The organism is Sphaerisporangium sp. NBC_01403 (assembly GCF_045040145.1).
Classification (GTDB): domain Bacteria; phylum Actinomycetota; class Actinomycetes; order Streptosporangiales; family Streptosporangiaceae; genus Sphaerisporangium; species Sphaerisporangium viridialbum.
Genome location: NZ_CP109534.1, coordinates 861,836 through 876,943, shown reverse-complemented (window position 1 = coordinate 876,943; position 15,108 = coordinate 861,836). Strand labels below are relative to the sequence as shown.

Below are 15,108 nucleotides of genomic sequence, written 5' to 3'. Positions count from 1 at the left end.
CTCGACAGCGAGTCCTGACCTCATGATCGCTTCTCGGCGTACAGGAGGATCCCCTTGCCGAGCTTGACGTTGAGCGGAAGGGAGAGTGACGCCTTGTTCCGCGCCACCGGAAAGCCGCGCACGCTCCAGGTGATGCTCGCCGTGCAGTCACCCGCGCCGAGGCTCATGAGACGGCCGTCGCGGACGCTCGCCTGCATGAGCGTGATGTCGAAGGCCAGGTCGATGCCGAAGTCGACCCGGGTGACCCGCCGGCCGTCCACGTACACGTCGACGTAGGGGGCGTGGCTGGAGGTGATCCTGTGTTCGGCCAGGCGGACCAGCTCGGTGCTCGACGGTTGTTCGACCGTCTTGCGGGCGGCGATCCGCAGATCGCGGTATCTCTGCCAGCCGCCGAGCAGGACCGCGCCCAGGTCCAGCCCCCTCAGCAACTCGCCGCCGGCCTCAGCGACCTTGCCGTTGAGCGCGTTCCGGAAGACCGTGTCCGCTCTCCGGGCTTCGTCTCCGACGGCTTCGAGCATGCGCCGCGCGTCGAGCGCCTGGGACAGGGCCGCCGCCGCGTTCTGAGGATTCGCGAAAAGCAGGAGGTCGGCCGTGCTCGGCTTGGTCTCGATGAGGACTGTCACGGTACGACCTCTCTCAGTTCCTGCCGGCCGGGGTCCGCGTACGGCTCAACCCATATGTCCGGCAAGCCCGCGGACGCGGTGGACCGAGCCGGATGGATCTCCAGGTTCGGCGCGGGGTCCGGGTAGGCGACACAGTGGATCGAATCCCCGGGCGAAGGGGCCTTGCGGCGCTGAGGGGCCTTGCGGCGCTGAGGGGCCTTGCGCCCTCGGGGGCGGACGAGGAACACGAGGCCGAGCGACAGCGCCGCGAGCACCGCCACGACAAGGGCCACCGGAACCAGCTCCGAACCGGCTCCGGCTTCGGTGGCCGGGCCGTCCAGGGGGTCGGTGTCGTCGCCTAGTCCGTCGGATTTCGGCGCTCTCGTCAGCCATACCGTCACCGTGGTGCGCTTCGCGACCTCGGTGCCGGCCGCGGGATTCTGCCGGCTGATCTTCCCTGTTCGCGGCGAGCCGGGATCCAGGCGTATACGCAGGCCCGCCTTGCTGAGCCGCTGTTCGGCCTTTGTCGTGTCGAGGCCTTTCAGCTTCGGCACCTTCACCAGAGATGGCCGCGGGGTGCTGACCTTGGGAGTAGGGCTGGACGGTGAGACCAGGTTGAAGCGGACGGGAGAGTCGTAGCGCACGAGGGTGCCGGGGGGTGGGTTCTGGTCCGTGACCGTCCAGTCGGCGCCCGCGTCCGCCGGCCGGGGGTCCGCGCCGAATCTGGCGCTGGCGAGGGCGGTCTCGGCGTCGCCACGGGGAAGCCTCTTGAGATCCGGGACCTTCGTTCCGAGCTCAAGCGTGATCGTGTACTTCTGGTAGGGGTAGTCGGTGGTGCAGTCGCTGAGCCGGTAGCCGACGACGTAGGACGGCGGCTCCGCCGGGTAGTCCTCGGGATCGAACTGGATTGTGATCTTGTTCCTGGGCAGGTCCGTGAGCATCAGTCTCGCCTGTTCGAGAGTCTGACCCGGTAAGTCGTCGGGCGCCACGCACTGGTTGATCCCGTCAGGCACGGGGACCGAGGGCACCGGGCTCAGGAACAGCGTCGAAGACACGGCGAGCATCGAGAAGTGGCGGAACATCGTCGACTCCTCAGACAGTCCGTTCGGCACCCCTGGTGAGTCGCACTGTAGGAAACCCGCACGCTCCCGGCATGAGTAACCCCATACTCATCCAGCACGGGAGCGCGGTCTACGGGCAATTTCCCAGCCCTACCAAGAGTGATCAGCGCCAGGACCGCCTATGGCCGGGAACCGCCATCGTTCCCGGGCCGAGGAGCCTCACCGGGTCAGCGGCCGGCGGCGCTGGAGATGAGGGCGCGGGGGTCGGCCGCGCCGGCCAGCATCCCGTCCGGCCGTACGTCGATCAGGTGCGCGTACCCGAAGGCCCCTCCGCAGCGGATCGGTTCGGAATGAGCCACTTGCCGAACTCGCCGTTCGACCAGGTCCCCGGCGCCGCCCTCCTGGAACCTCGCCTCACCATCCGAGGCAGCACCAAAGGACGCTGACGCCCATCCCAGACGGGGGCGAACACGCATGTCAAACCGGTGAGATCATCCCGCTGTCCCATGTCCGTCCCAAGGGCTTGCCCGCCGGTCCGCCTCTGGCCAAAGTGTGGTGCCCAGGAGGCCCGACAGGCGGCCGACTGACGGCGTCAACGGGAAGGTGCCGGCTTCCACACGGTCCGGCACCGTCTCCGCGCTGACGGCGTGGCACGCACACTGAAGTGAAGGTGACCATGAAAACGGGATCACAGCGCAAGATCTTCCGTACCCTCGGGGCGTCGGTGCTTCTGGCCGGCTCCACCCTGGTCCTGACCGGGGTCACCGCAGGCCCGGCGCAGGCCGGCACCTGCAACACCCCGAGGTGCGGCGGAGAGGTCGTCAACAACTCCAACAGCTCGATCCGCGTGGCGAACCAATGGTGCTGGGGCACGCTCGGGCAGACCCAAGCGGTCGGCCAGACACTGAAATGCGTTAAGAATCCGGGGCGGTCCGACACCTACGAGGCCGACTTCGAGCTCCCGGCGCACAACGAAACCGCCAACTATTACTACTACTACGACACCGACTCCGTCCGTTTCTTCGCCGGCTGCGTGACGAAGTACCACTGGTGGGGAGGCAGCCAGCAAACCATCAACCGCAGCGGCAAGGACAGCCTGTGGATCAAGATCACGGACATCGACAAGATCTTCATCGACAGCCAGTCGTGCCCCTGATGAGAACGGGCCGCCGCCGGCCGACCCGGAGTTCCGGGCCACCAAGAGGGCCCGGCATCGGGTCGCCGGATCGGTGAACAGCAGTGCCAGGCTGCGCACGCCGAACGGCCCGCCGGGTCAGCGGCCGGCGGCGCTGGAGATGAGGGCGCGGGGGTCGGCCGCGCCGGCCAGCACCCCGTCCGGCCGTACGTCGATCAGGTGCGCGTATCCGAAGGCCCCGCCGTACGGAAGCCCCCGGACGGGGTGGCCGCGCTCCTGGAGCCCCTCGGTCCACCCCGCGCCCTGCTCGACGTCCAGGGAGGCCTCGTCGGGCTCGCTCCAGGCGTCGAAGCCGGTGAGGCCGGGGCCGACCCGCCACCGGGGCGCGCCGATCGCCTGGCCCGGCGACTCCCCCGAGGCCAGCAGGCGGGCCACCACCTGCAGCAGGATCTGCGGCTGGGAGTCCCCGCCCATCGTCCCGAGGACGGCGCGCAGCGATCCGTCCGGCCGGGTCACCAGGGCGGGGGCGAGGGTGTGCGGCGGGCGGCGGCCCGGCCCGTACTCGGCGGGGTGGCCGGGGACGAGCGAGAAGCCGATGCCCCGGTTGTGGAGGTTGATCCCCGTGGCCGGTTCGAACAGCATGCTGCCGAACCCCGCGGCGTTCGACTGGATGAGCGACACGCCCATCCCCTCGGAGTCGACGGCGCACAGGTAGGTCGTGTCGCCGGAGGAGGTCAGGTCGCGGAGCCTGGCCCTGCGCGACGGGTCGATCGTCGCCCGCCGCTCGGCGGCGGAGGCGAGCACGCCGTCCACCGAGGCGCCCTCGAACAGGACGTCAGGGCGGTCGTGCCCGGCGGCCCTCGCGGCCTCGGCCAGCAGGTGGGCCCAGAGCGGGTCGGACGGGTCGCGGGGCAGGTCGAGCCGGTCGGCGATCGCCAGTGCCAGCAGCAGCAGGTAGCCCTGGGAGTTCGGCGGGATGGTCCAGACGTCGTGGCCGAAGGCGCGGGCCCGGAGCGGCTCCACCCAGTCGGCGTTCACGCGCTCCAGGTCGGCCTCGGTGTACTCGCCCTCGCCCGAACCTCCCGCCGCGCCGTCGCGGCCGAGCGCGAGCAGGCCCTTGCCGAACTCGCCGAGGTAGAAGCCGTCACGCCCATCGGCGGCCAGCGTCTCTAGGGTGCGGGCGACGCCGGGACGGCGGATGAGGTCGCCGGGGGCGAGCGCGGCGTCCACCCCGGGCAGCACCGCGGCGGCCGGAGCCAGCAGTGGGGAGGCCGGGAACCCCTCGTCCGCGTAACGGATGGCGGGCGCGAACAGCTCCGCGAGCGGCAGCCGCCCGTACCTGGCGTGCAGGGCCATCCAGCCGTCGGCGCAGCCGGGCACCGGCACCGACCGGATGTCCCGCTGGAACGGCATGCGGTCGTGCCCCTCGGCGCGCAGCCGGCCGGGGTCCGCGCCGGAGCCGGAGCGTCCGGAGGCGTTCAGAGCCTGAGGCGCCCCGCCGCCCTCGTGAACCAGGGCGAACAGATCTCCCCCCAGGCCGCAGGCGTGCGGAGCGGTCACCGCCAGTACGGCGTTGGCGGCGATCGCCGCGTCGGCCGCCGAGCCTCCCTGGTCGAGCATGGACAACCCGGCCGTGGAGGCCAGGTGATCGACCGTGCAAACCATGCCGAACCTGGCAAACCTCGTGTGCTCCATGGCGAAACCTTACGACGCCCCCGCCCGCGCGTGCCGCGGGCGGGGGAAGCGCGCGTCAGTGCCGGTGGGTGGCGTCGGCGTGGCGGGGGTCGGCCGGGTGCTCGAAGCCCGGCCGCAGCCGCACCTTCTCCGCATACCGGTGCTCCATCCAGCCGGCGAAGGCCCGCTCGGCCGCGACCGAGGACAGCTCGGACGCGATGTCCTCCCTGACCGCCTCGTACGCCCGCACGCCCCCGGGCTCGACGGCGTCCACGCGCACGGTCCACGGCCCGCCCGGCCCCTCGACGGGCCCGACGACCTCGCCCTCCGCCGCGGAGAAGACGGCCGCCTCCAGCGGTCCTGCCAGCTCGCCGCGCCGCACGCGGCCGAGGGACGCTCCCCCGGCCCGGCTCACGTCGCGGGCCTCCGGGCAGGTGAACCGGTCGAGGTTGCGGTCGTAGTACGCGCGGACCTCCTCCTCCGGCACGCGCACCCCGGCCGTCACCACGGCGCGCAGTTCCCGCGCCAGCGGCATCGACACCGTCACGGCGGCGAGGACGCCTCCCGTGCGCAGCGCGGCGGGCAGGGTCAGCGGGCCGGACCGTGGCCGGTCGCCCGCAGCGACGAGGCCGAGCGCGGCGGCCTCCTCCTCCACCAGCGCCTCGGTGACCAGCACCTGGACCAGCCAGCGGCGGAGGTTCCTGCCCTCGGCGGCGCGGGGATGCGGCAGCCGCGCCGCGAGCGGCCCCGCGCGCAGCTCCGCCTCCCGCGCGTCGACGTCGGAGACCGCGACGACCCGATCGCCCACCTCGGCGGCGACCTGCGCGACCGACGCGTCCGGCGCGTCCGGCGCGACCTGCGGGGCCACGCTCATGCGAGCACCTCGATCTCGACGGCCTCGGTGTAGTGCAGCCACCCGGCGCAGGCCAGCTTGACCACCGCCCACCAGCGGCCCGGCCGGGTGCCGGGCGGCGCCTGCACCTCGAAGCGGAGCCTGGCCTCCCCCCGGGCGGGCACGACGACCCCGGTGTTCCATTCGGGGATCAGCTCGAAGGTGTGCCAGGGGCTGATCAGCTGCGCCCGCACGGAGACGTCCGTGAGCGCCGGGGACCGCAGCAGCACCTCCACCGCCCCGGACGCGGCCTCGGAGCCGCCCGGCGTCAGCCGCACCGCGGGCGTCTCCACCGTGACGCCGAGGCCCGCGTCGTGCCCGGCGCCCACGCGCAGCCGGGTCACGTCCTCATACGCCTGACCCCCGTGGGAGGTGCCGGCGCGCAGCCAGTACACGCCGGGCTCGGCGCCGTCCACGGGGACGACCCGGACGGGGAACGAGGCGTGCCCGCCGGGCGCCAGCGCGTACGGCCGCTCGGCCGGCTCGCACGTCCACCCCTCGGGAGCCTGGACGGTGACGACGCCGGACACCTCGCCCTCGGTGAGCCCGGAGGCGACGGACACCTCCAGCTCGACGGGCCCGGGGCCCACGGTGAGGTCGGTCTCGGACAGGTGGACCGCCACCGGCAGGTTGCCCGCCGGGGCGGGCCCGGTGTTGTCCAGCCAGTAGCGCGTGTAGACCGGCTGGTACGGCTCGCCCTCCGGCCCGAGCGCCACCCCCTGGCCCCGCTGAGCGGGCCTGCCCGTCAGCGTCGCGGTGACGGTGGCGATCTCCATGCCGGACAGTTCGAGCCCGTCGCCGGGAAGCGGGAACAGCGGCCGTTCGAGCAGGTCGGCGCGGTGGGCCCCGGTGATCGGCAGGCCGGTGCGGATCCGGGCGGTGACCCGCTCGCCCGCCGCCTCGTACAGCCGCAGGGTGACGCCCTCGACCTCCCCCGCCTCCCGGCCCGAGGCGAGCGGGTTGCCCGTGGCCTTCAGCGCGGCGAGCACGACCTTGCCCTCGGGCTCCACGGCCAGGAACGAGGTGGTGGCGGCCAGCTCGCCCTCGTGCGCGGGCGCGGCCACGGCGGCCAGCGGGTGGTTGACGTCGTGCCCGTGGCCGACCAACCCGGCCGCACGCCAGTCGCCGGGCCCGGTGATCAGCGAGTACTCGAAGGAGTGAGTCCAGTGCTGAAGCTGGAAGTTGGACCCGTCGGGCGCGGTGCGGCGGGGCGCGTCGATCCACACGCCGGACGGCCAGCCGGTGCAGGAGCGCAGCAGCGACAGGTGGAGGGCGCCGCCCGCGTCCACGGCGAACCCCGGGACGCCCCGGTTGACCACGCCGATCGTGTAGTCGTCCAGCGCGGGCTCGGTGAGCGCGGCGAGTTCGGCCGGCTGGGTCACCTCGATGACCGCGTCGTCGAGGTCGGCGACCAGCTCCTCGGTGGCCCCCTCTCCCGCCACGATGAGGACGGGGAGCGCGCGGGGCCCGGTGAGGTCGGCGCTCGGCACCCACACCTTCTCCAGCGGCTCCGCGGCCGGCACCCAGACCCGGGCCCGTCCGCCGGACGCCAGGCGCTCGCGCAGCAGCTCGGCGTACTCCGGCTCGGCCGCCCGCAGGACCTCGGCCACGAACGGGTTCTCCTCCGGGGTGCCGAGCGCGACCCGCACGTCCGGCAGGTTGGAGTCCACGGCGAGGTCGCCGTACCGGGGACCGGGGGCGCTGGAGCAGGTGGCGGTCACGCCCTTGCGCACCAGGGCGACGGCCAGGTCACGCGGCTCGCCCCCGATGATCTCGGCGATGCCGATGGCCCGCGCGCCGACCGGTGTGCCGTCCTCGGCGCGCAGCGCGACCCTCGCGGTGGAGGACAGGGCGAACCAGTTGCCCGCCGGGTTGTCGAGCGTCCAGGGGTGCTCGCCTGAGTCCACGTCGATGAGGCCGAAGCCCCGGCCGACGACGGCGTCGCCGACCTCGCTGACCGGCAGCGCGCCCGGGACGCGGGCGGGCCAGCGCAGCCGTACGAGCTGGTCCGCGCCGTCGAACTCGTCGATGTGGGTGACGCAGTCGACCCGGTCGAGGCCGTGCCACAGGGTGATCCGCTGGGTGTAGGCGACGGGGCCGACCCGGCCGGTGACCGTGACCCGCTCGGCGAGGGCGCACGTCTCGGTGGTGACCGAGGTGGCGGGCCGCGCGGCCGAGCCGGTGGCGGTCCCCTTCGGCACCAGGTGCCAGGGGCCCTCGTGGTACTCGGGGTGCTCGGAGTACTCGTCGTAGACCACCAGCTCGTTGCCGACCCTGCCGGGCTGGAGCAGCTCGCGGTCGCGGGCGACGTCGCGGAACCGGGACACGCAGCCGCCGCGCGCGGGGTCGACCTCGACGAGGTGGGTGGCCGTGGCGATGGCGGTGCCCTCACGGGAGGTCCAGCCGAGCGGCGCCGCCTCGGCGACCGGCTCGGCCCGCAGCGTCCTGCAGCCCAGTGCCGGCACGGCGGGGGCCAGCACCACGACGTCGACGGCGGACAGGCCGCCGTCCTCGTCGTACTCGGGGTTCTCCAGCAGCACGGGAAGCTCGCCGGCGGCGGGATCGGTCACCCGCACGCCGTTCGCGCCCGGCCGGGGCAGCGCGAGCCGTACACGCACCAGGTCGGTGCGCTCCCACGAGGAGGGGTTCCACACCACCACGGCGATGCCCTCGCCCCGCGTGTCGACGTGGGCGGTCAGCTCGCCGAGCGACGCCTTGAGCACCTGCTCGCCGAGGTCGTGGGCCTCGCGCCAGCCGGTGAGCAGGTCGAGGTAGACCTGGTCGGACTCCGAGCCGGTGATGGCGTCGTGGTGCGCGCCGAACACGAGCTGCCGCCAGGCCTTGTCGAGCGCCGCGTGCGGGTAGCGGGCGCCGGTGGTCACCGCGGCGAGCGTGGCGAACTTCTCGGCGTCGCCGACCAGCGACTCGGCCGACCGCTGGGCCTGCTTGGTGTCGACGAAGGAGACGTCCTTGCCGGTGTAGACGGGGTTCATGTCGCGGGTCTGCGGGGACGGCGCCGCGAGCGAGGAGCGCACGGCCGCGAAGAACTCCTTCGGCAGCGCGCACACGAACTTGGGCGAGACGTAGCGGGCGTTCCAGTCGCGGTGGATCTCGGTGACCCACTTGTTGGGCGGCGTGTAGTCGGTGCCGACGGGCAGCAGCAGGTTGCGCGTGGCCGCGACCTTCTTGAGCTGGATGAACAGCTCGTACACGGCCTCCTCCGCGCTCGCGAGGTCGGCGCGGGAGTCCATCCACCATCCGGCGCTGTAGTGCGCGGGCATGTAGTGCGTGAGGACGCCCTTGCCCGACGGCGACAGCCACTCGAACTCGGCGGGGAACTGCATGGTCGACGGGTCGCCCCAGCCGTCGCGTTCGCGGTCGCGGTCGGTGAGCATCGGCCCCCACTGGTGGTGGGGGCCCCGCGCCCAGGAGCTGGAGGTCAGGCCGGCCTCGGCGATCAGCCCGGGGAACTGCGGGTCGTGGCCGAACACGTCGAGCTGCCAGGCGGTCGCCGGGTCGCCGCCCATCACGTCGCGCTGGAAGCCGACCCCGTAGACGATGTTGCGTATCGTCGACTCGGCCGAGGTGAGGTTGGTGTTGGGCTCGTTGTACGTGCCGCCCATCAGCTCGACCCTGTCCTCCGCGAGCAGCCGCCGCAGCAGGTCGCGGTGCTCGGGGTGGGCGTCCCAGTAGGGCTTGAGGTAGTCGACCTCGGCGAGCACGAACTTGTAGTCGGGGTCGCGGCGCGCGGTCGCAAGGTGCTCACGCATCAGGTCGAACCCGGCGTTCTGCCGCTCGCCCCGGTACCGCTGGGCGACCTCGCCCGCGTCGTCCCAGGTGGTGGTGTAGGCGGACTGGGTGTTCCACCACACCGGGTCGTAGTGGAAGTGGGGCACCATCCAGACCGTCCAGCCGGGCTCCGCCACCACCAGTTCGGCCGTCGCCACGGCGTCCCCGCACCTCACCTCGATGGGGACGCGCGTGCCGGGCGCGGCGTCCGCCGAGACGCCCACCTCCACCGGGCGCCGTGCCGTACGGCTCGCGCCGCCGACGCCGGAGCCGGTGACCCGGACCTCGATCTCGCCCGGAGGGCCGTCGAGGTGCACCCGGACGACCTGCCCGGCTTCGACGAAGAGCTCTGTGGATTCGACGCTGGTGATACGCAAGGGTCAACCCTTCACTGATCCGGCGAAGCTGAAGGAACCGGCGAGGTACTTGTTCACGGCGACATAGAGCGCCACGGCCGGGGCCGTGTAGATGATCGAGAAGGCGGCCAGCTCTCCGTAGGCGACCTGGCCGTACTGCGAGAAGAAGGTGTAGATGGTGACCGCCGCCGGCTGCTTCTCCGGCGTGTCGAGCAGGACGAACGGGACGAAGAAGTTGCCCCACTGGCCGACGAAGACGAAGATCGAGACGACGGCGACGCCGGGGGCCATCAGCGGCATGACCACTCGCGTGAGCGACCGCACCCAACCGGCCCCGTCGACCCAGGCCGCCTCCTCCAGGCTCACCGGCACGCCGTCCATGAAGTTCTTCATCATCCAGATGGCGAACGGCAGCGCGCTGGCCGCGAGGAACAGCACCATCGCCGGGATCGACCCGTACAGGTTGAACCGGAAGAACATCGAGTAGACCGGCACCATGATGGCCGTGACGGGAAGGCCCGTGGTGAACAGCAGCGTCAGCATGAAGTGCCGCCTGAAGCGCAGCTTGTAGCGGGAGAGCGGGTAGGCCGCGAGCCCGGCGACGACCACGGTGAGGACCGCGGTGGTCCCTGAGATGACGAGCGAGTTGATGACCGGCTGGTAGACGGTCTCCCAGTTGAGCACCGCCGCGAAGTTCGCGAGGGAGAACTGGAAGGTCGGCTTCGCGGTGAGGTTGGCCTGGGGTTGCAGCGAGGCCAGCACCACCCACAGGAACGGGCCGACGAAGGCGAGCGTGATCACCAGGAGCGACAGGAGCGCCGCGCCGCGGGCGGCCGTGCGGGTCATCGGCGAACCCCCTTGCCGGGCGGGCGGGCCATCAGGCGTCCACCTTGATCAGTCGCAGGTAGACCAGGGAGAACGCCGCGCCGATGACGAGCATCACCAGCGCCATGGCGCTGCCGTACCCGATCTCGAAGTAGCGGAACGCCTGCTCGTACATGTAGAGCGGCGTGGTCTGGCTCGCCGTGCCGGGGCCGCCGCCCGTCAGGGCGTAGATCAGGCCGAAGCTCGCCAGGGTCTGCAGCGTGATGAGCATGAGGTTCGACAGGATCGAGCGGCGGATCAACGGCAGCGTGATGTGGGTGAAGCGCCGCCAGGCGCTCGCCCCGTCCACCGACGCCGCCTCCAGCAGGTCGCCGGGAACGTCGGACAGCGCGGCCGAGTAGACCAGCATCGAGAACGCGGTGCCACGCCAGACGTTGGCCAGGATGATCGCGATCATCGGGGCGGTGAACAGCCAGTCCTGGGAGAGGCCGACGGCGCCCAGCACTTCGTTGAGCGTGCCCTCCTCCGAGAGGAACGAGAACCAGCACGCCGCCGCGACGACCTCGGGCACCACCCAGGCCGCGATGACGACGCCGTTCACCACGCTCCTGACCACCCGGCCCCGCCCGCGCTGGAGCAGCGCGATGAGCAGGCCGAGGGTGTTCTGGCCGATGACCGCCGACCCGATCACGAAGACGAACGTGAGGAGGAACGAGTTGCGGAAGTCCTCGTCGCCCAGCAGCTTGACGAAGTTGTCCACGCCGACGAACCGCGAGTTCACCGACGCCGAGCCGGTCAGCGTCTCGTTGGTGAAGGCGATGTAGACGCTCCACAGGATCGGCCCCGCCAGGAAGATCACGAGCAGGACCAGCGCCGGCGCGAGCGGCAGGAGCCACCGCAGGGTCCGGCGGGCCCGGCGGCGCGGCTCCCCCCGGCGGGGGGAGCCGGCCAGCCTCGGCGGCGTCGCCGTCGTGACCGTCATGAGCCGGAGGTCACCTTGTCGGGCCCGCCGACGACGCCGGGCAGCGCGTCGGCGTAATCCTTGGCCGCCGCGTCGGGGGCCTTGGAGCCGGTCGTCATGGCCTCCATGGCCTTCTGCACCTCGGCGGAGACCTTGGGATAGACCTCGTAGGCGGGCCGGTAGTGCGTCACGGAGGCGAGGTCGGTCCAGAACTTCACGGCGGGGTTGTCGGCGGTGTACGTCGGATCGGCGGCCACGTCCTTGCGGGGCGTGAGGTCACCGGAGCTGACGGAGTAGGTCAGCGTGTTGCGCTTGTTGGTCACCACGCTGATGAAGTCGAACGCCTCCTTCTTGTCCTTGGCGTAGGAGCTCATCGCCATGACCCACCCGCCCGACATGCTGACGGCGCCGGGGGCCTCGCCGTTCTGGGTCGGCATGGGGGCCCAGCCGATCTTCTCGGTCCACTGCGGCCACGGTTTGGTGCCGGTGGGCTTCCACGCCGAGGAGAGCCAGGCGCCGTCGAGGTCGATGCCCAGCTTGCCGCCGGGGAACCAGTCGTACTGCACCTTCTCGCCCAGCTTGATGTTGAACGCGTCGGCCTGCTTCGGGCCGAGGTTCTCGCGGTAGATCGTGTTGATGAAGCCGAGCGAGTCGGTGATGCCCTTGCTGGAGGCCACCCACTTCTTGGAGGCGTCGTCGTACAGGGTGCCTCCGGGCGTGCCGTACAGGAGCATCTCGAAGCCCTGCATGGTGGCGGCCTCGCCGTGCGGCTTGGTGGAGTACATGCTGAAGGGGATGGCCTCGGGCACCTTCTGCTTGATCGCGCGGGCGGCGGTCAGCACGTCCGCCCAGGTCTTGGGCTCCCAGGGCACCTGGATGCCCGCCTTGGTGAGCACGTCCTTGCTGTACCAGAGGCCTCGGGTGTCGGTGCTGATCGGGACGCCGTAGATCTTGCCGTCGGGGCCCTTGGCGGCCTGCTTGACCGAGTCGGCGTACTGCGTCGCCCAGTCGGGCCACGAGCTCAGGTAGGTGTCGAGCGGGGCGAGCTTCCCGGCGGCGACGTCGGCGTTGACCTGGAAGGTGTCGTGGAGGTACACGTCGGGAGCGGAGTCGGCCGAGCGGTTGAGCAGCGCGAGCTTGGTGTAGTAGACCTCGTTGTTGCCCTGCACCGGCGTGAGCTTGATCGTCACGCCCTTGTGCGCGGTCTCGTATTCGGTCTTGGCCTGTTTGAGCACCTTGTCCATGTAGGGCCAGCCGGGCTCGGTCTTGTAGAGCACCTCGATCTCCTTGGCCCCGTTGGCGCTCTTGTCGGCTGTGTCCCCACCGCATGCGCCGGCCGTGGCGGCCGTCGCGACCGCCAGTATCGAGGCCACCATCGCTCGTCTCATCGGACTCCTTCTCCGGCCTTGCGGCGACCACGAGCACAGTCCTGGGGCCCCCGACCCCCGCGCTGGAGTGGTCCGCCGGCCGTGTTTCGGCCGTGTTACTTGGGTGACGAGAACGTAAGTCTTTTTGATTTACTAAGTCAACGGGTTGTGCGATATTGCCTGGAGACCTCAAGGCGCCAGGAGCTAGGCATGCAGATGGGCACAAACCTGCCGAAAGTCGGCAGCTACAACCGTGCCGTCGTCCTCGACGCGATCCAGGTCTCGGACGGCATCAGCCGCGTCCAGATCGCCGAGCGTGCCGGCCTCACCGCCCAGACCGTCTCCGTCATCGTCCGCAGGCTGCTGGAGGAGGGCCTGGTCATCGAGGACGGGTCGCTCCCCTCCAGCGGAGGCAAGCCCCGCACGATCCTGCGGGTCGACCCCACCGCCGGGCACGCCGTCGGCATCCACTTCGACCCCGGCGAGATCTCGTACGTCCTCGCCGACCTCGCGGGGCAGCCGGTCGCCAGGCTGCGCACCGACGTGCGCCCCGGCCTCGCGCCCGAGGAGGTCATCCGCCAGATGGCCGTTACGGCCCGGCGCATGCTGGGCGAGGCGGGCGTGCCCGACGGCAAGGTGCTCGGCATCGGCCTGGCCTGCCCCGGCCCCCTCGACGCCGACGGCGCCATGCGCTCCCCGCCGCGCCTGACCGGGTGGGACCACGTGCCCATCAAGCGCCTGCTGGAGCAGCACACCGGCTTCCCCGTGACCCTCGACAACGACGCGGCGGCGGCGGCCATCGGCGAGCGCTGGGCAGGCCTCGCCCGCTCCACGCCGAGCTTCGCCTACCTGTATCTCGGCACCGGCATCGGCGGCGGGCTGTTCCTCGACAACCGCATCTACCGGGGCCGCTCGCTGAACGCCGGGGAGTTCGGCCACATCACCGTCGTGCCCGACGGGCCCGAGTGCTACTGCGGCAACCGCGGGTGCGTCGAGGCGGTCTGCTGCCCGAGCGCCATCGAGGCGACCGTACGGGCGCGCCTGGCCGGGGGCGCGCGCAGCACGCTCGCCGGCGCCCCCGCCGGCCACGCGGCCATCTGCGCGGCGGCCTCGGCAGGCGACCCGCTCGCGCGCGAGGTCGTCGGCGAGGTCGCGGCCCGGCTCGCCGACGCCGCCGTGGGCATCGTCAACATGCTCGACATCGACCTGCTGGTGATCGGCGGGCCCGCCATGCGCGAGGTCGCCGGCCTCTACCGGGACGTCATCGCGCACGCCGTGGCCACCCGGCCCCTGGCCCGCCGCCTGCACACCGTGCGGGTCGAGGTCTCCCCCATCGCCGCCGACGCCGCCGCGATCGGCGCGGCCTCGCTGGTCTTCCACGCCACCTACGCGCCTCGCCTCGACGCTCTGCTGACATCCTGATCCCCTTGCCCGCGACCCCCGATCCCCGCCTCTCACCGGTCACCCCCGTGCCCGCTGATCCGCCCATCTCCCGAGCGACGAGAAAACCCATGACCCCCTACGTGCTCGCCGCCGACATCGGCGGCACCAAACTGGCCGCCGCGATGATCGGCGAGGACGGCACGGTGCTCCGCCGCGGCGAGGTGCCCACCCCCGCCGCGCTCCCCGGCGAGGCCGCCGTGGTGAGCCGCGCCCTGACGAGCCTCATCCACGAGGTGGCCGGGGGCGCCCCGCCGCTGGCGGTGAGCGTCGCCTCGGCCGGGCCCCTCGACCTCCTCGCCGGCACGGTCAGCCCGGTCAACATCCCGGCCTGGCGGGAGTTCCCGATCCTCGCGCAGGTGGCCGAGGTGGTGCCCGGCGTGCCCTCCTGCCTGGTGGGCGACGCCGTCGCCGCGGCGGCAGGGGAGGCCTGGCGCGGCGCGGGGCGCGGCGCGGCCGCCATGCTCGGCATCGTGGTCTCCACCGGCATCGGCGGCGGCCTGGTGCTCGACGGCGTCCCGTACGCCGGGCCCACCGGCAACGCCGGGCACATCGGGCACATAGTGGTGGACCCCGGCGGCTCCCCCTGCCCCTGCGGCGCCGCCGGATGCGTCGAGACCATCGCGAGCGGCCCCTCGATGGTCCGCTGGGCCAGGAAGCAGGGATGGGGAGGCGCCGACGCGCGCGAACTGTCCCTCGCGGCCCGCGACGGCGAGGCGGTGGCCCTGGCCGCCTTCGAGCGTGCCGCCGACGCCCTCGCGAGCGCGATCCTGTCGGTGGCCGCCATCTGCGACCTCGACCAGGTGGTGATCGGCGGTGGGGTCGCCGGGGCGGGCGAGGTGCTCTTCGCCCCGCTGCGCCGTGCCGTCGCCGGCCGCGCGCGCCTGGGATTCGTCCGGCGACTGCGCGTCACACCGGCGGCCCTCGGCCGGGACGGGGGGCTGGTCGGCGCGGCCCGCATGGCACTGCTCTGAGGTCCACCGTACGGAGGCTCGCCCAGGCCCGA

The 15,108-nt window shown here is 72.2% G+C and carries 12 protein-coding genes; 3 read left to right on the top strand and 9 right to left on the bottom strand.

Going from position 1 to position 15,108, the window contains the following annotated elements; all coding sequences use genetic code 11:
- Positions 1–20 precede the first annotated feature (20 nt).
- The 3 genes from OG589_RS03720 to OG589_RS03710 all read right to left on the bottom strand — a co-directional run bounded on the left by OG589_RS03720 (position 21) and on the right by OG589_RS03710 (position 2,022).
- Positions 21–623 carry a hypothetical protein gene (locus OG589_RS03720; protein ID WP_405146165.1) on the bottom strand — a complete coding sequence of 201 codons (603 nt, stop codon included), beginning with the start codon at positions 621–623 and terminating at the stop codon, positions 21–23.
- Positions 620–1,684 (bottom strand): PASTA domain-containing protein, encoded by a 1,065-nt coding sequence (locus tag OG589_RS03715; RefSeq protein WP_405146163.1) that lies wholly within the window; start codon positions 1,682–1,684, stop codon positions 620–622. The genes OG589_RS03720 and OG589_RS03715 overlap by 4 nt, the downstream gene beginning before the upstream one ends.
- A gap of 206 nt (positions 1,685–1,890) precedes the next feature.
- On the bottom strand, positions 1,891–2,022 hold the full coding sequence (locus OG589_RS03710; protein ID WP_405146162.1) for a hypothetical protein: 132 nt from the start codon (positions 2,020–2,022) through the stop codon (positions 1,891–1,893).
- A 317-nt stretch (positions 2,023–2,339) separates the two neighbouring features.
- Here OG589_RS03710 and OG589_RS03705 point away from each other — a divergent pair, with 317 nt between their 5' ends.
- Complete coding sequence (locus tag OG589_RS03705; RefSeq protein WP_405146160.1) at positions 2,340–2,819, top strand: hypothetical protein; 480 nt, start codon at positions 2,340–2,342, stop codon at positions 2,817–2,819.
- A gap of 117 nt (positions 2,820–2,936) precedes the next feature.
- On the opposite strand, the gene OG589_RS03700 is transcribed toward OG589_RS03705, so the two are convergent.
- From OG589_RS03700 to OG589_RS03675, 6 genes are read right to left on the bottom strand one after another with little or no spacing between them, the layout of a single operon-like run.
- Positions 2,937–4,493, bottom strand: coding sequence for a gamma-glutamyltransferase family protein (locus tag OG589_RS03700; protein WP_405146159.1), 1,557 nt, complete (start codon positions 4,491–4,493; stop codon positions 2,937–2,939).
- Positions 4,494–4,548: 55 nt separating this feature from the next.
- Positions 4,549–5,346 (bottom strand): peptidyl-prolyl cis-trans isomerase, encoded by a 798-nt coding sequence (locus OG589_RS03695; protein WP_405146157.1) that lies wholly within the window; start codon positions 5,344–5,346, stop codon positions 4,549–4,551.
- A complete protein-coding gene (locus OG589_RS03690) occupies positions 5,343–9,530 on the bottom strand; it encodes a glycoside hydrolase family 38 C-terminal domain-containing protein (protein ID WP_405146155.1) in 4,188 nt (1,395 codons plus the stop codon). The genes OG589_RS03695 and OG589_RS03690 overlap by 4 nt, the downstream gene beginning before the upstream one ends.
- A 3-nt stretch (positions 9,531–9,533) precedes the next feature.
- Positions 9,534–10,355: a carbohydrate ABC transporter permease gene (locus OG589_RS03685; protein ID WP_405146153.1), complete on the bottom strand. Its 822-nt coding sequence runs from the start codon at positions 10,353–10,355 to the stop codon at positions 9,534–9,536.
- A gap of 31 nt (positions 10,356–10,386) precedes the next feature.
- On the bottom strand, positions 10,387–11,316 hold the full coding sequence (locus OG589_RS03680) for a carbohydrate ABC transporter permease (protein ID WP_405146151.1): 930 nt from the start codon (positions 11,314–11,316) through the stop codon (positions 10,387–10,389).
- Positions 11,313–12,683 carry an extracellular solute-binding protein gene (locus tag OG589_RS03675; protein ID WP_405146149.1) on the bottom strand — a complete coding sequence of 457 codons (1,371 nt, stop codon included), beginning with the start codon at positions 12,681–12,683 and terminating at the stop codon, positions 11,313–11,315. Before OG589_RS03675 ends, OG589_RS03680 begins: the two co-directional genes overlap by 4 nt.
- A 189-nt stretch (positions 12,684–12,872) precedes the next feature.
- Here OG589_RS03675 and OG589_RS03670 point away from each other — a divergent pair, with 189 nt between their 5' ends.
- Positions 12,873–14,084 (top strand): ROK family transcriptional regulator, encoded by a 1,212-nt coding sequence (locus OG589_RS03670; protein ID WP_405146147.1) that lies wholly within the window; start codon positions 12,873–12,875, stop codon positions 14,082–14,084.
- Positions 14,085–14,173: 89 nt separating this feature from the next.
- On the top strand, positions 14,174–15,076 hold the full coding sequence (locus OG589_RS03665; protein WP_405146145.1) for an ROK family protein: 903 nt from the start codon (positions 14,174–14,176) through the stop codon (positions 15,074–15,076).
- Positions 15,077–15,108 lie beyond the last annotated feature (32 nt).